The 18,118-nt window shown below is 69.3% G+C and carries 14 protein-coding genes; 2 read left to right on the top strand and 12 right to left on the bottom strand.

Translation table 11 applies throughout. The annotated features are described in order from the left end of the window. Nucleotides 1-12: 12 nt before the first annotated feature. From murD to dinB, 10 genes are all read right to left on the bottom strand, one after another. A complete protein-coding gene (gene murD / locus FWJ47_RS05960; protein ID WP_147105467.1) occupies nucleotides 13-1,563 on the bottom strand; it encodes a UDP-N-acetylmuramoyl-L-alanine--D-glutamate ligase in 1,551 nt (516 codons plus the stop codon). Further along, the gene (gene mraY, locus FWJ47_RS05955) at nucleotides 1,545-2,654 is read right to left on the bottom strand and encodes a phospho-N-acetylmuramoyl-pentapeptide-transferase (protein WP_147105464.1); all 1,110 of its coding nucleotides are present in this window, start codon (nucleotides 2,652-2,654) and stop codon (nucleotides 1,545-1,547) included. The genes murD and mraY overlap by 19 nt, the downstream gene beginning before the upstream one ends. Then, nucleotides 2,651-4,096, bottom strand: coding sequence for a UDP-N-acetylmuramoyl-tripeptide--D-alanyl-D-alanine ligase (locus FWJ47_RS05950; protein WP_147105461.1), 1,446 nt, complete (start codon nucleotides 4,094-4,096; stop codon nucleotides 2,651-2,653). The genes mraY and FWJ47_RS05950 overlap by 4 nt, the downstream gene beginning before the upstream one ends. Then, on the bottom strand, nucleotides 4,093-5,760 hold the full coding sequence (locus FWJ47_RS05945; RefSeq protein WP_246126179.1) for a Mur ligase family protein: 1,668 nt from the start codon (nucleotides 5,758-5,760) through the stop codon (nucleotides 4,093-4,095). Before FWJ47_RS05945 ends, FWJ47_RS05950 begins: the two co-directional genes overlap by 4 nt. After that, nucleotides 5,757-7,574, bottom strand: a complete 1,818-nt coding sequence (locus FWJ47_RS05940; protein WP_147105453.1) for a peptidoglycan D,D-transpeptidase FtsI family protein — start codon at nucleotides 7,572-7,574, stop codon at nucleotides 5,757-5,759. Before FWJ47_RS05940 ends, FWJ47_RS05945 begins: the two co-directional genes overlap by 4 nt. Before the next feature lie 62 nt (nucleotides 7,575-7,636). Then, a complete protein-coding gene (gene ftsL / locus FWJ47_RS05935) occupies nucleotides 7,637-8,248 on the bottom strand; it encodes a cell division protein FtsL (protein ID WP_147105450.1) in 612 nt (203 codons plus the stop codon). Further along, a complete protein-coding gene (gene rsmH / locus FWJ47_RS05930; RefSeq protein WP_147105446.1) occupies nucleotides 8,245-9,249 on the bottom strand; it encodes a 16S rRNA (cytosine(1402)-N(4))-methyltransferase RsmH in 1,005 nt (334 codons plus the stop codon). The genes ftsL and rsmH overlap by 4 nt, the downstream gene beginning before the upstream one ends. Nucleotides 9,250-9,386: 137 nt before the next feature. Then, nucleotides 9,387-9,818, bottom strand: coding sequence for a division/cell wall cluster transcriptional repressor MraZ (mraZ, locus tag FWJ47_RS05925; protein WP_147105443.1), 432 nt, complete (start codon nucleotides 9,816-9,818; stop codon nucleotides 9,387-9,389). A gap of 316 nt (nucleotides 9,819-10,134) precedes the next feature. Continuing rightward, nucleotides 10,135-10,545 carry a DUF3040 domain-containing protein gene (locus FWJ47_RS05920; RefSeq protein WP_147105440.1) on the bottom strand — a complete coding sequence of 137 codons (411 nt, stop codon included), beginning with the start codon at nucleotides 10,543-10,545 and terminating at the stop codon, nucleotides 10,135-10,137. A 128-nt stretch (nucleotides 10,546-10,673) separates the two neighbouring features. Next, complete coding sequence (dinB, locus tag FWJ47_RS05915) at nucleotides 10,674-11,924, bottom strand: DNA polymerase IV (protein WP_147105437.1); 1,251 nt, start codon at nucleotides 11,922-11,924, stop codon at nucleotides 10,674-10,676. A gap of 11 nt (nucleotides 11,925-11,935) precedes the next feature. Here dinB and FWJ47_RS05910 point away from each other — a divergent pair, with 11 nt between their 5' ends. Continuing rightward, on the top strand, nucleotides 11,936-13,141 hold the full coding sequence (locus FWJ47_RS05910; protein ID WP_147105434.1) for a polyprenyl synthetase family protein: 1,206 nt from the start codon (nucleotides 11,936-11,938) through the stop codon (nucleotides 13,139-13,141). Nucleotides 13,142-13,184: 43 nt separating this feature from the next. Continuing rightward, a complete protein-coding gene (locus tag FWJ47_RS05905; RefSeq protein ID WP_246126178.1) occupies nucleotides 13,185-14,624 on the top strand; it encodes a protein kinase domain-containing protein in 1,440 nt (479 codons plus the stop codon). A 9-nt stretch (nucleotides 14,625-14,633) separates the two neighbouring features. Here the strand turns inward: FWJ47_RS05905 and FWJ47_RS05900 are convergent, their stop codons facing one another. Then, a complete protein-coding gene (locus FWJ47_RS05900) occupies nucleotides 14,634-16,061 on the bottom strand; it encodes a class II 3-deoxy-7-phosphoheptulonate synthase (RefSeq protein ID WP_425465995.1) in 1,428 nt (475 codons plus the stop codon). Between the two features lie 122 nt (nucleotides 16,062-16,183). Next, complete coding sequence (locus FWJ47_RS05895) at nucleotides 16,184-18,094, bottom strand: AMP-dependent synthetase/ligase (protein ID WP_147105430.1); 1,911 nt, start codon at nucleotides 18,092-18,094, stop codon at nucleotides 16,184-16,186. Nucleotides 18,095-18,118: the final 24 nt, after the last annotated feature.

Genomic DNA, 18,118 nt, shown 5'->3' with positions numbered 1-18,118 from the left:
CCCCTCCTGGGGTTACTCGTCGTCGTGATCGATCATAGCCGCGACGGCCCGGATGAAGGCCTCGCCGCGGGCGGCGTAGGAGGCGAACTGGTCCATGGACGCCGCCGCCGGGCTCAGCAGCACGGTCTGCCCGGGCTGTGCCTCCCTGTGCGCAGCGGCCACGGCCTCAGCCATCGCCTGCTCACCATCTTCGCCGTCGAACCCTGCGGTCACCGGCACCTGGGGGGCGTGTCGTGCGAGGCTGGCCGCCAGCTGGGAAGAGTCTGTGCCCAGCAGAATGACGTGGCGCAGCCGGCCTCCGACCGATTCCACCAGCGCGTCGTAGTCCATGCCTTTGGGCAGGCCTCCGGCGATCCAGACGACCTCGCCGAAGGCGGCCAGGGACGCCCGGGCTGCGTGGGGGTTGGTCGCCTTGGAGTCGTTGACCCACAGGATGCCGTCCTGCTTGGCGACCGGTTGGATCCGGTGGTCGCCGGCCTCGTAGGCGCGGATGCCGGCGCGGACGCTCTCGGGGGCGACTCCGGCGGCGCGGGCAAGGGCTGCGGCGGCCAGCGCGTTCTCCACCAGGTGCTTCGGCGCCAGACCGTTGAAGTCCGCGAGGGTCGCAAGCTCAATCGCCTCGTGGCGCCGGTTGTCCAGGTAGGCCCGGTCGACGAGGATCCCCCCGCCGTCCTCGCCGGCGGCACCGTCCTCAGAGAGGACCAGGCCCAGCTGGGACATCTCGGGGGTGTCAGCGGCGAAGCTGATGGCCCTGCATCCTTCGACGACGTCGGCCCCGGCCACCATGTGGCCGGTGGCGGCATCGGCGGCGTTGTAGACGCAGGCGACCCGGGTGCGCTCATAGATCTTGGCCTTGTCGGCGGCGTAGCTCTGGCGGGTGCCGTGCCAGTCGACGTGATCCTCGGCGATGTTCAGCACCGCCGATGCCGTGGCGTCCAGCGGCTCGGTGTAGTGGAGCTGGAAGCTGGAGAGCTCCACGGCCAGAGCGTCGAAGCCTTCTGGGTCCCGGACAGCGTCCAGGATGGGCATGCCGATGTTGCCGCAGGCCGCCGCCCGGCGACCGTCGGCGATGAGCATCTGCTCCAGCAGGCTGACAGTGGTGGTCTTGCCGTTGGTGCCGGTCACGGTCAGCCAGACCGGCGCGCCGCGGGCCGCGAGCGCCTCAGGGCGGGGGCCCAGCCGGTGGGCCAGCTGAATGTCCGACCATACGGGGACGCCGGCCTCGGCTGCGGCAGAGATCAGGGCGGAGTCCGGCCGCCAGCCCGGAGAGGTGATCACAAGATCCGGCGCCGCGCCGTCGGCGAAGTGGCGGATCGAGGAGGTCGCCTCCTCGCCGAAGCGGATGCCCTTCACCCCGACAATGCGCAGCGTCTCGGCGTCGTTCTGCTTCTTCTCACTGGACTTCGCGTCGACGACGATCACCTCGGCGCCCAGCTCGGCCAGGGTGTCCGCGGCGGAGAACCCGGTGACGCCCAGGCCTGTCACCAGAGCCCGCAGGCCGTTCCAGCCCGGAGCCTTCCAGCCCCGAAGCTCGTCGAGAGCGTTCACTGGGTGAACACCCACTCTCCGTAGAAGATGGCCATGCCGAGGCCGACGAAGAGGGCGGCGATGATCCAGAAGCGGACCACGACGGTCTCCTCGGCCCAGCCCTTGAGCTCAAAGTGGTGCTGCAGCGGCGCCATCTTGAAGATGCGCTTGCCGCCGGAGAGCTTGAAGTAGCCGACCTGAAGGATCACCGAGCAGGTGATGATGACGAACAGCCCGCCCAGGATGACGAACAGCAGCTGGGTGTGAGTGAGGATCGCGAAGCCGGCGAGGGCGCCGCCGAGGGCGAGCGAGCCGGTGTCGCCCATGAAGATCTTGGCCGGCTTGGTGTTCCACCAGAGGAACCCGATCAGCGCGCCGGTGATCGTGGCGGCGAGCATCGCCAGGTCCATGGGGTCGCGGACTTCGTAGCAGACGGCCTCCACCGAGCCGCCCCGGCCGCAGGACTGGTTGTACTGCCAGATCGACATGATCGTATACGCGGCGGCGAGCATCCCGGCAGCGCCGGCGGCCAGGCCGTCCAGCCCGTCGGTGAGATTCACCGCGTTCGTGGCGGCAGTGTTGATGAGGTTCGCCCAGATGACGAACAGGATCGCGCCGATGATCGTCCCGAAGACGGCGAAGTCCAGCCAGGGGATCTCCCGGGCGAAGGACACCATCGTGGAGCCCGGGGTCCGGCCCTGCGAGTCGGGGAACAGCAGCGCCATCACGCCGAAGGCGGAGCCCACGCTCAGCTGGCCGATGATCTTCGACCACGGGCCGAGCCCCAGGGACTGCTTCTTGGTGATCTTGGCGGCGTCGTCGAAGAACCCGACCATCCCCATGCCGACCATCAGCAGCAGCAGGAGCAGACCGGAGACGGTGGGCCCGGCGTTGGGCTCGCCGAAGAGAAGCATGATGCCGTGGGAGATCCCGTAGGCCAGCAGCACCGCCAGGATGATCACCGCACCGCCCATCGTGGGGGTGCCCCGCTTGACGTGGTGGCTGGTGGGCCCGTCGTCACGGATGAATTGGCCGTACCCCCGGCCCTCCAGGAACCGGATGAAGAGGGGCGTGCCGAACAGGGTCAGCAGCAGCCCCAGGATGGCACCGATGACGACGGCGATCACTCGGCATCCTTCCTTCCGGCCACACGGTCGCCCAGCAGTCTAAGGCCTGCGCCGTTGGAGGACTTGAACAGCACGATGTCCCCGGGGCGCAGGTTCTCCCGCAGCCAGGCCTCCGCCTCCTCGGCGGTGGGCACCCAGTGGGCCTCCTCGTTCCAGGAGCCCTCCGCCACGGCGCCGCGGTAGAGCGGGTAGGCGTCGTCGCCGACCACCAGGGTCTGGTCGATGTTCAGCCGGACCACGGTCTCCCCGGTGCGGATGTGGGCGATGTTGTGCTCCGCGCCGAGCTCCAGCATGGCACCGAGGACTGCGACGGCTCGCCGGTCCTGACCCTCCTCGGGCCGGGCCAGGCGCGCGAGCGTCTTCAGGGCCTCGCGCATGGACTCCGGGTTGGCGTTGTAGGCGTCGTTGATGATGGTGACGCCGTCGGCCCGCTCGGTGCGCTCCATGCGCCAGCGGCTTGCAGGGCCGAGCCCGTCGAGGGCGGCGGCGATGCTCTGCAGGTCCGCGCCGGCCCGGTGGGCGGCGGCAGCGGCGGCGAGCAGATTGGTGACGTGGTGGGCGCCGGTCAGCCCGCTGGTGATCCGCCATCCCTCGGAGGAGGCGGAGTCGGAGTCGTGGTGGGCCAGCGTGAAGATCGGATGGCCGGCCGCGTCGGTGATGACGTCCTGCGCCTGGATCTCCGCATCGGGCGACTCCCCGAACCATGTGACGGGGGCCGCGGCGCGCTCAGCCATCGCGGCGACCTGCGTGTCGTCGGCGTTGAGGATGACGTGCGCGGAGGCGCATTCGGCGAGCTCACCCTTGGTCCGGGCGATCCTGTCCGCGCCTCCGAACTTGCCGGCATGGGCGGAGCCGACCATCAGCACCACGCCGATGTCTGGGCGGACCATCTCGCACAGCTGAGCAATATTGCCGGGCGCGTCCGCTCCCATCTCCACCACGAGGTACCGGGTGCCCAGCTCCGCGGTGAAGATCGTCAGCGGCACGCCGACCTCGCCGTTGTAGGAGCCCTGGGGCGCCGCAGTGGGCCCTTCGGCTTCGAGGAGCGTCTTCAGCAGGTCCTTGGCGGTGGTCTTCCCGGCCGAGCCGGTGATTCCGATGACGGTGGTCTCGGAGTGTGCGCGGATGCGGCGGACGATCTCCGAGGCCAGCGAGCCCATCGCGGTGACGACGTCATCGACGATGACAGCCGGGTGAGGGTCTCCGGCGCCGCTTTGGGTGTCACGCTCGGCGAGCACGAGGACGGCTCCGGCCTCGAGCGCCGAGTCGATGAACAGGTGGCCGTCGGTGGTCTCGCCGGGCTTGGCGATGAACAGGGAGTCTGCCCGCATGCTGCGGGAATCCGTGTCCGCGTGGGTGACGGTCAGCGACTCAGGGGCGGGGACGCCGCGGAGGCGGCCGCCGACTGCTGAGGCGATCTCTGCTGCGGTGAGCGCGATCATGAGCCGACACCCTGCCCTGAATCCGACCCCGGGGCAAACCCGCTGCATGGGAAGCCGCGCTCTGTCAGGGCACGCGCCAGCTCGACCCGGTCGTCGACGTCGACCCGCTCCCCGGCCACATCCTGGTGGTCCTCGTGGCCGCGGCCGGCCAGCAGGATCGTGTCCTCGGGCCCTGCGGCGTCCACGGCGGCCTGCACCGCGGCCGCGCGCGGAACGACCTCCTCCAGGTGAGTGCTGAGGTCACCGCCGCTGATGGCATCCCGGGCGCCGTCGAGCAGCCCGGCGCGGATCTCGGCGGGGTCCTCACCGTGGGGGTCATCGTCGCTGATGATCACATGGTCGGCCATGCGGGCGGCGATCGCACCCATGGTGGGGCGCTTGCTGACGTCCCGCTCCCCCGCGGCGCCGATCACCAGGATCAGCCTGCCGGTGCGCTCCGGACCGCGGACGGCCTGCAGTGCTCGGATCATCGCGTCCGGGTTGTGCGCGAAGTCCACGATGGCCGCCGGCTGCCGACAGACCACCTGCATCCGGCCGGGAACGGCGACGTCGAAGGGCCGCTGCTCCTGGAGCGCGCGGACCACCTCGCCCCGTGCGAACACCTGCGGCCGCTCAGGGTCCGCAGCCGCCTCCAGCACCATGACGGCGGCCAGGGCTGCGTTGGAGACATTGAAGTCTCCCGGCAGAGCGGTTGAGGTGCGGATGCGCTCCCCTGTGTGCGTGCTGCTCAGAGTGAACGCGCTGCCGAGGCCGGATGGCTCAACGTCAGTGACCGACCAGTGCGCGTCCGTCGGAGTGCCCGTGGTGGCCAGGGTGATGACCCGGCCGGTTGCTTCGGCTGCCATCCGATGGCCCCAGGAGTCATCCACGGTGATCACGCTGGTGCGGGTCCGGGACCGGGAGAACAGCTCTGCCTTGGCCGCGTAGTACTCCTCCATGCCGCCATGGAGGTCCAGGTGGTCCTGGGTGAGGTTGGTGAAGCCGGCCACGTCGAAGTGCAGCCCGGATATCCGCTTGTAGCTGATCGCGTGGCTGGAGACCTCCATCGCCGCGGCGGCCACGTTCTCCGCACGGAACCGGTGCATCAGGCCGTGCAGAGCCGGCGCCTCGGGGGTGGTCATATCGGAGGCGATCCGCTCCGAGGTCTCCGGGGCGGCGCCCGCGGCGATCTCGATGGTGCCGATCAGCCCGGTGCTGCGGCCTTGGGGGGCGAGCACCGCGGAGAGCAGGGAGCGCAGGAAGTAGGTGGTGGTGGTCTTCCCGTTGGTGCCGGTCACCCCGAACAGGGACGGATCCGAGGTGGCGGTGGTGCCGTAGATGACTGCGGCGGCCGGACCTGCGGCGTCGCGCACCCGGTCCACCTCGATCACCGGGATGCTGTAGCCCAGCGCGTCCCGGACTTTGGCCATCCCGGCGGCGTCGGTGAGGACGGCGGCCGCACCGGACCGGGCGGCGTCGTCGATGAAGTCGGCTCCGTGAGCGCGGGCGCCTCGGACGGCGATGAAGAGGTCGCCGGACTGGATCTGCTGCGGCCTCATCCCGGCGCCGGTCAGCCGGATCTGCTCCGCGGCCCCGGAGCTGGGGCTGAGGATGGGGTCGTGTCCCTCACTGGTGAGATGCTCCACCAGGTCGCTGACCGTGGCGGCCAGCGCGCCTTCTCTCACCACGGGTAGTCCTGTCGTTCGCCCACGAAACCATCATAGGCGCCGGACTCGTCGTCGGTGGGCGGGACCTCGTAGCTGGAGAGGGTGTGCTCCATGATCTCCTGGAAGGTGTCGGAGAGATCCCAGTCCCCGTACTGGCCGCTGGGACGGTGGATGGTGATGGAGGTGAGGAACTGCGGGTCCTCGACGGGGGCGACGCCGACGAAGCTGATGGTGTAGCCGTCGAACCCTCCGCCTTCTCCCGCGGCCTGGGCGGTGCCGGTCTTGCCGCCGACCCGGTACCCCTCGATCTGGGCGCCCTGCCCGGTGCCGTAGTCGACGACGCCCTCCATCAGCCGCAGCATGTCCTCGGAGGTCTCGGAGGAGAAGACCCGCTCAGCCTCGGTCTCCACGGGGTGCTCGGTGCCGTCCGGGTCCACGTAGGAGTCCACGATCCGCAGCGGGTGGTTCACCCCGTCCGTGGCGAGCATCGCGTGCATCTGCACGTTGTGCAGCACGGTGGTCTCATAGCCCTGGCCGAACTGGGTGGAGAGCGGCTGGCGGTTGTCCCACTCCTCCGGCGGCCGCAGGGTTCCCTGGCCCTCGATGCCGAGGCCGATGTCGATCGGCTGGCCGAGGCCCGCCTTCTGCATCCAGTCGTAGCGCTGCTGCTCGGAGAGCTCGTCGCCGATCATCACGGTGCCGGTGTTGTAGGACCGGGCGTAGATGCCGGCAGTGGTCATGTCGAACTGTTCGTGGCGGGTGGCGTTCTGGATGGTCTCGCCGTCGACGGTGTGGCGGTCCCCCACGCTGAAGCTGCTCTCAGGATCCACGACGCCCTCCTCCAGCGCGGCGGCGAAGGTGATGGTCTTGCCGACCGAGCCGGGCTCGAAGCTCTGGGCCAGGGCGAGCGGCGTCCGGAAGAGCTCGTCGGCCTCCCCCGGGGCGGAGGGGTCCACGAGGCCGGAGTCGGCCATGGCGAGGATCTCGCCCTCGCTGCCCTCTCGCAGGTCCACCACGGTGGCGTTGCCCCACTGGGCGTTGTACGTATTGGCCTTGGAGGCGATGGACTCCTGGGCGAACCACTGCAGGTCCTGGTCGATGGTCAGCCGGACGTCCTGACCGTCCTCGGCGGGGATGTCCTCGTAGGTGGCGGTGGGGATGCGGACGCCGTCGGCACCGACCTCGTAGATCCGCTCACCGTCCTCACCGGTGAGCTGCTCGTCGTGGACGGCCTCGACACCTTCCAGGGGCCCGTCGGAGCCGACGAACCCAACGATGGATCCTGCCACCGGCCCTGCCGGGTAGGTGCGGGCCGACTGCGGCTCGGCGGAGATGCCGGGCGCCTGAAGCTCCATCACCTGGGAACGCTGCTCGGGGGTGACCGAGCGGGCCAGCGGCACCCAGTGGTATTCCTCGGGGTCGCGGGTCATCCGCTCTTCGATGTCATCAGCGTCGGACTCGAGGATCCGGGCGAGCTCCTCAGCGGTCTCCCGCACGGTGATGGGCAGGCGCAGGCCGGAGTCCTCGTCGTAGACGGTGTAGTCCTCGGTCAGGCGGGGGTCGACGACGATGTCGTAGCGCTCCACCGAGGAGGCCATGACTCGCCCTTCGGTGTCGAGGATGTCGCCGCGCTCAGCGGGCAGCGGCACGGTGCGCAGCCGCTCGGAGACGGCTTCCTGGGCGTGCCCGTCCATGTCCAGGCCTTGAACCTGGAAGAGCCGTCCGCCCAGCAGCACCATCATCATCAGAGCCACGGCCAGGCCGATGCGCAGACGGAAGGAGAGCCGCTTGCTGCGGGCCTGCTGCTCGGTGCTTTTGGACTGCGCTGCCATGGGAGCGGGGGCGGCCTTTCAGTTCTGCTCGTCAGTCGGCGGTGGTGCGGCTGGCGTGAGGGTCAGTTGCTCAGCGAGGGGGCCGGGATGTGCCCCTCGTGGAGATCCTGCTCACCCTGATCATTGTCACTGGTGGGCCCGTGGCTGAGCGTGTTCAACGCGCCGGTGCCGAGGAGGCCGCTGGGGGCCTCTGCGGCGTACTCAGAGACATCTGTGCTGGCGGCGGGCTCTCCGCCGGGGGCGGCGGCGGCGTCCACGAAGCTGGTCGGCTGGTCGCCGCGCTCGGCGGCCTCGCCCTCGGAGACGACCTCGCCGGTGGCGGCGTCGATGGTGCCCGCGGCGGCGGGCATGACGAGCCCGAGGCCGACGGCGGAGTCCGCCAGGGTCTGCGGGGACTCGCGGTGCTGGACCTGCTGGGTGAGTGCCTGGTTCTGCTGGACCAGGGTGCGGTGCTCGTTCTGCATCTGGACCACCTGGTACTGACTGTTGGCCACGTGGATGTTCACCCCGAGGACGGCGGCAAGCGCTGCGGCGAGCAGGACGATCGCGCCTGCGATCATGCCGCGCTGGCGGCGTCTCACCTTCGGCAGCGCTTTGAGGCTGGGGCGCTTCCCTGCCCCGCTGTCCTGGGTGCTGTCGCTCTGGCGGAGGCCGCCGACCGGCTGGACGCTCATGCGGTGCTCCTTGCCGTGAGTCTGATCTTCTCTGCCGCCCGCAGCTTGGCGGAGGCGGCCCGGGGGTTGGTGGCGGTCTCCTCCGCCGCAGGGGTCTCGGCCCCGCGGGTGAGGCTGCGGAAGGTGGGCTTGTGCTCCTCGAGCTCCACGGGAAGCCCGAGGGGGGCGGATGAGGTGGTCCGCTGGGCGAAGGCCTGCTTGGTGAGTCGGTCCTCCAACGAGTGGTAGCTGAGCACCGCGACCCGGCCGCCGAGGGCGACGGCGTCGCAGGCCGCGGGCAGGGCTGCTTCAAGCACGTCAAGCTCCTGGTTCACGGCGATCCGGACGGCCTGGAAGGTCCGTTTGGCGGGGTGGCCGCCGGTTCGTTTGGCCGCGGCGGGCACGGCGGAGTCGACGACGTCGGCGAGCTGCTTGGTGGTAGTCAGCCCCTGGACGTTCCGCTGTTCGACGATGCGCCGGGCGATGCGCCCTGCGAATCTCTCCTCTCCGTAGGCTCTGAGGATGCGTCGCAGCTCGTCCTCGCTGATCTCGGCGAGGAGCTCAGCGGCGGTGGGGTCCTCGGAGTCTTCGGCGGCGTTCATCCGCATGTCGAGCGGAGCGTCGTAGGAGTAGGCGAAGCCGCGGTCTGCCTCGTCCAGCTGCAGCGAGGAGACTCCGAGGTCGAAGAGGATGCCCTTGATCTGCTGATTGGGGCTCAGCTCCTCGGCGATGCGCGGGAGGCTGTCGTAGACGGCACGGACCGGCTGGAACCGATCCCCGAAGCGGGCGAGGCGTCTGCCTGCGATGCGGTGTGCCTGGGGGTCGCGGTCGATGCCGATGACGGTGGCGGCGGGGTGGGCTTCGAGGAGCGCCTCAGTGTGGCCTCCCATGCCGAGGGTGGCATCGATGAGGACCGCATCAGCGTCATCGGAGGAGAGGTGCTCGGTGAGCAGCTCCATGCAGCGGCGGAGCATCACGGGGGTGTGACGGTCGCCGGCGGCGCGTGGTTCGGCGCTGACCATAGGACCTCCCGTGGCGTGAACTTTCTTGAGCCAGCTCCCCTTCCGCTCCGACTCCGCCTGACATCGGGGAAGAGAAGTCAGGTGGTGCCGGGCGGCAGGAGAGCTGGCCCAAAAACCGTGTGCTCTCATATTCATTCCTAGAAGAGTCCGGGGATCGCTTCCTCATCGGTGGATGAGAACTCGCTCTCCTTCTCCTCCAGGTAGGAGTTCCAGGCCGTGGTGTCCCAGATCTCAGCGCGGTCTCCCGCGCCGATGACTGTGACCTCGCGGTCCAGGCCGGCGTATTCCCGCAGACCGGGCGGGATGGTGATCCTGCCCTGCTTGTCCGGGGTCTCGTCTGAGGCCCCGGAGAGGAACACGCGGATGTAGTCGCGTGCCTGACGGGAGGTCAGAGGCGCCTTGCGCATCTGCTGATGCACGTTGGTGAACTCCTCCGTGCTGAACACGTAGATGCAGCGCTCCTGCCCCCGAGTCAGCACCAGCCCGTCCGCGAGCTGGTCCCGATACTTGGCGGGCAGGATGAGGCGCCCCTTCTCGTCGAGGCGAGGGCTGTGAGTGCCGAGGAACATGCACCCACCTCCACGCTTCGTCGATCAGGGGTCTCGTCTTCCCATCGCGCTCCACTTTACTCCACTTTCCCCCACCGTGCCACCATTCCCACCGGTTCCGCGTGATGCAGGGGCTCGCGGGAGCAGCTTCCGATCAGCGAAACATTGCGCCCTGCCCGTTTCTGACCAGCAGTTTTGCGCAGGAGCAGCCGGTTGGGGCGCGGCGGGGAGCAAAGTGGGGCAGCCGGTGGAGGGCGGAGGGGCGCACAGTGCCCTGCGGGCATGAAAAGAGCCCCTCCGCGCGGGAGGGGCTCTGAGGTGGTGGAGAGTGGAGGGGTCAGGACTGGTTGCGGCGCTGGTCCCACTTCTCCTCAAGCGAGGTCATGAAGCCCCCGGACGGAGTGGGGGTCGAGCTCCGAGGGCCGCCGCCTCCGCCGCCGCCCCCGTTTCCGCCATTGCCGCCCTGCTCGGGGGCCTCGCCCTGGGCAGAGCCGCCGGTGGTGGCGAAGTAGCCGCCCAGGCCCATCAGGATGAAGCCGAGGATGCCCACCGGGATCCACTGCTGGTAGATGCCCAGCAGCAGCACGCCGATGCCGCCCACTGCGAGCAGCAGGCCGAGCACCAGGTTGCGCACGTTGAACCGTCCGCCGGCCGGCTCCTGGAGCTGGCTGGCGAAGCTGGGGTCCTCGGTCTGGAGCTGCTCCTCCAGCTCCTGCAGCAAACGCTGCTCGCGCTCCGAGAGTGCCATCCTGTGCTCCTCAGTTCGACGGTCGTCAGGCTTAGGCCCATCAGTCTATAGGTTCAGGCCGTGCGTGACATAGCTGTAACGCATGACGACAGCAACTTGGGGGCAGACTCACAGCCGGCCCCCAGGATTCAGCCTGGCTGCCCGCGCGCATGGCGCCGCATCACTGAGGCAGGCTGGACCCTCGCTTTCGGGAACCGGTGGGCCACCGCATCGAGCGCCTGCTCGGCCTGCACCCACGCCCCGGCCTGCTCGGCAGAATGCTCGGCATCGGCGTCCAGGGCCAGGGCCAGCTGCAGCTCTGCGGCGTCGCGGCTGAGCCTCTCGGCGCGCAGCCCCACCAGGCGCACCGGCTGGGGCCGCTCCCCCAGCCCGGCCAGCAGGCGGCGGGCCTGATCATAGAGGACGGGGGCCGACTGAGTGGGGTGGTGGAGAGTGGATGAGCGGGTCAGGGTGGTGAAGTCCTTGTACCGCAGCTTCAGGGCGACCCCCTGGGCGGAAGCTTCTGCGGCGCGCAGCCGGGCGGCCACCCGGTGGGCCATGTCCAGCAGCTCCGCGTGGAGGTCGGCGTCCTCGCTGAGGTCTGCCTCGAAGGTCTCCTCCGCACCGATGCTCTTCTCCTCCCGGTGCGGGATGACCGGACGGGAGTCGTGCCCCCACGCGAGGTCATGCAGATGCTCGCCCGTGGCCCCGAACCGCTGCTTGAGGGCCTCGCGCGGAGTCTGGGCAACCTGCTCCACGGTGCGCAGGCCGATCTGCTCCAGGGCGGCGGCAGTCTTCGCCCCCACGCCCCACAGCGCGTTCACCGGAAGGGAATGCAGAAAACGCAGCCGTGCGGCGGGCGGGACCAGCAGCAGTCCGTCCGGCTTGGCCCGCTGGGAGGCGATCTTGGCGATGAACTTCCGGTCAGCGATCCCCACCGAGGCCGGCAGTCCGAACTGGGCGCGGATATCGGTGCGCAGCCGCTCCCCCATGCGCTGCGGAGAGCCCATCAGCCGCTGCGCGCCCGTGAGGTCCAGGAACGCCTCGTCCACGCTGAGCTGCTCCTTGGCGGCGGTGATCGTGTCGAAATAGGCCATGATTCCGGCCGAGAGCTCCCGGTAGAGCCCCATGTGCGGCTCCAGCACCAGCGACTGCGGACTGATCTGCTGGGCGCGGGACAGCGGCATCGCCGAGCGCACACCGTCCGCCCTCGCCTCGTAGGAGGCGGACAGCACCACGGAGCGGCCCGCCGCCGCGACGATCAGCTTGCGGCCGCGAAGCTCCGGCCTGCCCAGCAGCTCGGCCTCCACGTAGAAGGCATCCATGTCTACATGCGCGATGACCGGCGAGCGCACGCCGTCCCCGGCACGTCCGACGTCGGGACACCGCTCAGAAGCCATAGGATCAGGGTATGCCCACCTCCGGACATGCCGCCCGACCTGAAGCCGCCGCCCCTGCAGACCCTGCCGACACGTCCGCGCCCGAGCCGAGCCTGCCCCCGGAGACGGAGGCCGCCGAGAAGGCCAGCCCCGCCCAGGAGGAGTATGTGGCGGCGGTGAACGCCCGGCTGGAGCAGGTGCTGCACCAGAAGCGTTCCGAGATGGTGAAGATCTCCGCGGAGGCGGGGCCGCTGGCGGAGTCGCTGCTGGCGCTGACCTCCGGCGGCAAGAAGCTGCGTCCGGTGCTGGCCTGGATCGGCTGGCGGGCCGCCTCCGGTGATGCGGCGCACCCGCCTCAGCCGCTCATCGAGCTTGGTGTGGCGCTGGAGCTGTTCCAAGCGGCAGCGCTCGTCCACGACGATGTCATCGACCGGTCCTCCACCCGGAGGGGCCAGCCCAGCGCGCACGTCCGGTTCGCGCAGCTGCACACCAACCGCGGCTACGCGGGCTCGGCACCGCATTTCGGCACCAGCGGGGCGATCCTCACCGGCGACCTCTCACTGTCCTGGGCTTCGGAGGCATTCGACGGCGCACACGAGTCCGCCGGCTCCCCGACCGCCGCCGCGCGCGGCGCCTTTCGCCGGATGCACACTGAGGTGATCACCGGCCAGTACCTGGATGTCCTCTCCGAAGTGGCCTCCGCGCCGGAGAACGAGGAGCAGGCCGTCAAGCAGGCACGGAACGTGCTGCGGCACAAGGCCGCGAAGTACTCCACGGAATACCCGATCGCGCTGGGCTGCGCACTCGCCGGCGGCAGCGACGAGCTGCTGCGTACCCTCTCCGAGGCGGCTCTTCCCCTCGGGGAGGCGTTTCAGCTGCGGGATGACCTCCTGGGGGTCTTCGGGGACCCTAAGGTCACCGGCAAGCCGGTGGGGGACGACCTGCGGGAGGGCAAGCGGACCGAGCTGATTGCCTACGGGCTGCACCGCTCCTCCGCTGCTGAGGCTCAGCGGCTTGAGGCGATGCTGGGAGACCCGGAGCTGACCGAGCACGACGTCGCGGAGGCCCGTGACATCCTCGCCGCCTCGGGTGCGATGACGCTCGTGGAGGATGAGATCACCCGGCTCACCGACCAGTCTGCCGGGGTGGCGCGCCGCCTGCCGGACCTGGGGGTCTCCCCCACGGTGGCGGCGGACTTCGACCGGGTCGCGCGGCGGCTCACAGCCCGCACGTCGTAGGGTCTGACTGACTGCGTCCTGACGGCACGTTACTCTGAATCCCGTGAGTGAAGAGAGCAGCTGGATCGGTTCGACCATCGACGGCCGGTACCGGATCCAGGACCGGATCGCCCGTGGCGGAATGTCCACCGTGTACCGGGCGCGCGACGAGCGGCTGAACCGCGACGTCGCGGTCAAGGTGCTGTTCCCCCACATGGCGGAGGACCGCAAAGTGGTCACCCGCTTCGAGAACGAGGCCCGCAACTCGGCCCGGCTGGCCCACCCGAACGTGGTGCAGGTCCTCGACCAGGGCCAGACCCGCGAGACCGCGTACATGGTCATGGAGTACGTGCCGGGGGTGACCCTGCGGACGCTGCTGAAGAAGGGACCGATGACGCCGAGGCTGGCGCTGGCCTACACGGAGGCTGTCCTCGGCGGGCTGTCCGCTGCGCACCGAGCTGGGCTGGTGCACCGGGACATCAAGCCGGAGAACGTACTGGTCTCCACCGAGGGGCGCATCAAGCTCGCCGACTTCGGGCTGGCCCGCGCTGCCACGCACCACTCCGGCACCTCGACGCTGATGGGGACGGTTGCCTACATCGCTCCCGAGCTGCTCTCGGGCGAGGGGGCTGATGAGCGTGCGGACATCTACGCGTTGGGGATACTGCTCTACGAGATGCTGACCGGCGGGCAGCCGTACACCGGCGATTCCCCGGTGCGGGTGGCGTTCCAGCACGTGAACTCCACGGTTCCGGCCCCGTCCTCCTCTGTGCCGGGTCTGGCCGCGCAGCTGGATGAGCTGGTGCGGGCCGCCACCCAGGCGGACCCCGGCGAGCGGCCCAAGCATGCCGACGAGATGCTGGAGATGGTGGAGGCCGCGAAGGACTCGCTCTCCGAGGAGCAGCTGGACTTCCGGGGTGCGCAGCAGGGGCACGCACGCCGCCGTCCGGAGGCTGAGGAGGCCGCACCGGCGACGGCTACGATGCCCTCTATGGAGGAGCCTGGGGACGACGCGCCGGATGAGGACGACGACGCCGGCCCCCCGCCCCCCGGTGACGATGACCGCACTCAGCTGATGAGTTCGGTGGAGGACTTCCCCACCACCGTGGAGCCGAGCAGCTGGGATGAGGACGTGACGACGGCGCTGGGAACGGCGAAGTCCGCTCCCCCGCGCCCCAGGGCCTCCTCGACGTTGGGCGAGGAGGAGCGCCAGACGGTGGCCGAGGTTCCGCTGCCGGGGCGTCTGGGCATCAGTGATGACGACACGGGGGTGCACAGCGCGGCACGGTCCCGCCCAGGGAGCGGGACGCAGGGGCGGGTCCAGGTGGGCTCCACCAAGAAGGACCGTCAGCGGCCTGCGGCGCAGCTGGCGGCCCCCACCCCTGCCCGGCAGGGCATTGCGGTGGCGGTCCTGATGATTGTGCTCGCCGTGGTGATGCTGATCGCCTACCAGCTGGGCATCAGCCCCTCCATCATCCCCTCCCTCGGCGGAGGCGGGGAGTAGCCCCTCCCCCTACTTCACGCCTTTGAGGGACTCGGCGAGGAGGAAGGCCAGCTCGAGGGACTGCTTGTGGTTCAGGCGGGGGTCCACCAGGGACTCGTAGCGGTCGTCGAACGCGGACTCGTCGATCGGGTCCGAGCCGCCGATGCACTCAGCGACGTCGTCGCCGGTCATCTCCACGTGCACGCCGCCCGGGTAGGTGCCGGCGGCCTTGTGGACCTCGAAGAACCCGCGCACCTCGTCCATGATGTCGTCGAAGCGGCGGGTCTTGTACCCGTTGGCGGAGTTGATGTTGTTGCCGTGCATGGGGTCGGTCACCCACACCGGCTGATGGCCGGCGTCGCGCACCGCCTCAACCACCGGGGGCAGGCCGTCGCGGATCTTGGACGCCCCGAACCGGGTGATGAAGGTCAGCCGGCCGGGCTCCCGCTCCGGGTCGATCTTGTCGATCAGCTGCAGGGCGGTCTCCGGGGTGGTGGAGGGCCCCAGTTTGATGCCGATGGGGTTGCGGACCCGGCTCAGGTAGTCCACGTGGGCGCCGTCGAGCTCGCGGGTGCGCTCCCCGATCCAGATGAAGTGCCCGGAGGTCACGTAGGGCGCGCCGGTGCGTGAGTCGATGCGGGTCAGGGCGCGTTCGTAGTCCAGCAGCAGGCCCTCGTGTCCTACGTAGAACTCGGTGCGCTTCAGAGAGTCGGAGGAGACCCCGGCCGCATGCATGAACTTCACGGCCCGCTCCACCTCACCGGCGAGCTGCTGGTACTGGGCGTGGGCGGGGTTGTCCATGAAGCCCTTGTTCCACTGCTGGACCGCCCGCAGGTCGGCGAAGCCGCCCTCGGTGAAGGCGCGGATCAGGTTCAGGGTGGCCGCGGACTTGTTGTACGCGGTGAGCATCCGCTTGGGGTCCGGGATGCGGGCCTCTTCGGTGAACTCGTACTGGTTGACGATGTCGCCGCGGAAGGACGGCAGGGTCACACCGTCGCGGGTCTCCTCATCGGAGGAGCGGGGCTTGGCGTACTGACCGGCCATGCGGCCCATCTTCACCACGGGCACGGAGGCGCCGTAGGTGAGGACCACGGCCATCTGCAGGATGGTTTTGATCTTCCCGGAGATGCGGTCGGCGGTGATCTCATCGAAGACCTCAGCACAGTCTCCGCCCTGAAGCAGGAACGCTTCTCCCTGGGCGACTGCGGCCAGGCGGCGCTTGAGCCGGTCGACCTCACCGGCGAAGACCAGGGGCGGGTTGTCGGAGAGCTGCTGGTAGGCGGCGTCGAAGTCCTCGTGGGAGCGCCAGTCGGGCTGCTGGGCGAGCGTCAGGGACCGCCAGGTGTCCAGACCGGGATACTCAGCCGCACCGGTGTGGAGGATCTCTCCGGGTGCGGTCAGCGGCTCTGCGCTGTGGAAATCCTGGCGGGGGCTCTGGCGGGTCTCTGCTTCAGTCACCCGAATAGGGTATGTGACCGGCGCGGCGACGCCGAATCACCCTCACCGCGTCCCACATCACGGACTAGCATCGCGGGCGGGGGTGCCCCTGCCCGGCAGCCCCCGCCCGCTCGTGGCGGCCCTCAGTCGTGGTGGCGCCTCTCCTGGAGGTTCGCGACGAACTTGTCGCGGGCCTTGGCGGCGCGCTCCCGGGCGTGGTGGGCAGCCTCTCGGGCGGCGGCCGCGCGGGCATAGAGGGACTCGACAACACCGTCGAAGTCCCGCATCACCTCAGGCCTCCTGATCTTCAGCGAAGGGGTGAGGTGGCCGGCGGAGATCGTGAAGTCCTCCTGCAGGATCGTGAAGCTGCGGACCGACTCGGCCTGGGAGACGGACTCGTTGGCCTTGTCAACCACGGTCTGCACATGCTCGAGCACCCTGGGGTGCTCGGTGAGCTCGGCCATGGGGGTTTCGGGGTCGATGCCGCTGCGCTCGCACCAGCCGGGCGCCATCTCCTCGTCGAGAGTGATGAGCGCTCCGATGAAGGGCTTGTCGTCGCCGACGACGACGGCCTGGGAGATCAGCACGTCGGCGCGCATGGCGTCCTCGAGCTGAGCCGGCGAGACGTTCTTGCCGCCCTGAGTGACGAGGATGTCCTTCTTGCGTCCGGTGATGATGAGCCGGCCGGCGTCGTCGAGCTCCCCCAGGTCCCCGGTGCGGAACCAACGCGTTCCGTCCTCGTCGGTGACGAAGGACTCGGCGTTGGCGTCGTCGTTGTTGTAGTACCCGCGGAACAGGGTGGTGCCGGAGCCGAGCACCTCGCCGTCTTCAGCGATGCGGATCGCGTTGCCCGGCAGCGGGATGCCGACCGTGCCGATCCGGTACACCGAGGGGATGTTCCCGGTGATGGGGGCGGTGGTCTCAGTGAGCCCGTAGCCTTCGATGATCTGGATGCCGATGCCGTTGAAGAAGTGGCTGGTGTGGGAGCCCAGCGGGGAGCCCCCGGAGAACGCGTGGGTGACATTGCCCCCCATGCGGCTGCGCAGCTTGGAGTAGACGAGCTTGCTGAACAGGGCATGCTGGGCGCGCAGCTTCCACGAGGCCTTGCCGCTGGTGGTGGCTTGGGAGTAGGCGGCGGCCACCTCGACTGATTTGAAGAAGATCTTGGCCTTGCCGTCGGCCTCGGCTTTGGCGTGGGCGGAGTTGTAGACCTTCTCAAAGACCCGCGGCACGCCCAGGAGGAACGTGGGCTTCACGGCGCCGAGGTCGTCCACGAGGTGCTTGACGTTGGAGGTGTGGGCGACCCGTCCTCCCATGGCGACGAACAGGACGGAGACCCAGCGGGCAAAGACGTGCGCCAGGGGGAGGAACAGCACGGTGGAGGAGTCTTTGTTGAGGATCCCGTCCATGGCGGCGATGGTCTGGGCGCAGTGGACGGTGAAGTTTCCGTGGGTCAGCTCGCAGCCTTTGGGGTTTCCGGTGGTCCCGGAGGTATAGATCAGGGTGGCGAGATCCTCGGCGGCAGCGGCGGTGCGGCGCTCGCGCAGGGTGATGCCGTCCACGGCGACGCCGGCCTCGCGAAGGGTCTCGAGGTCTCCTCCTTCAAAGGTGAGGGTGCCGGTGAGGTTCAGGTTCTCCTGCTGCGCGGCAGCTTCCACGGCGCTCTTGAGCTCACTGTTCTCGACGAGGGCAAGCTTGGCTCCGGAATCTTTGAGTATCCAGGCGATCTGGGAGGCCGCGGAGGTCTCATAGACGGGCACGGAGACGGCCCCTGCGTACCAGACGGCGAAGTCGGCGAGCACCCATTCGTATCGCGTGGTGGACATGATGGCGATCCGATCGCCGGGCTCGACGCCGGAGGCGATGAGGCCTTTGGCGATGCGGACGACGTCAGTCCGGAACTCGGAGGCGGTGACGTCCCGCCAGGCGCCGGCCTCGTCGTTGACGGAGTAGAGGACGTTGTGCGGGTCACTCTCGGCCTGCTGCTCGAGGAGATCAGTGATGTTGAGGTCCGGGGCCACGTCTACGAGCACGGGGGTTGAGTTCTCCTGCAAGTCCTGCTCCTCCTCTGGTGGGTT

The organism is Nesterenkonia populi (assembly GCF_007994735.1).
In the GTDB taxonomy this organism is placed as follows: Bacteria; Actinomycetota; Actinomycetes; order Actinomycetales; family Micrococcaceae; genus Nesterenkonia; species Nesterenkonia populi.
This window is presented reverse-complemented; position numbering and strand designations above follow the sequence as displayed.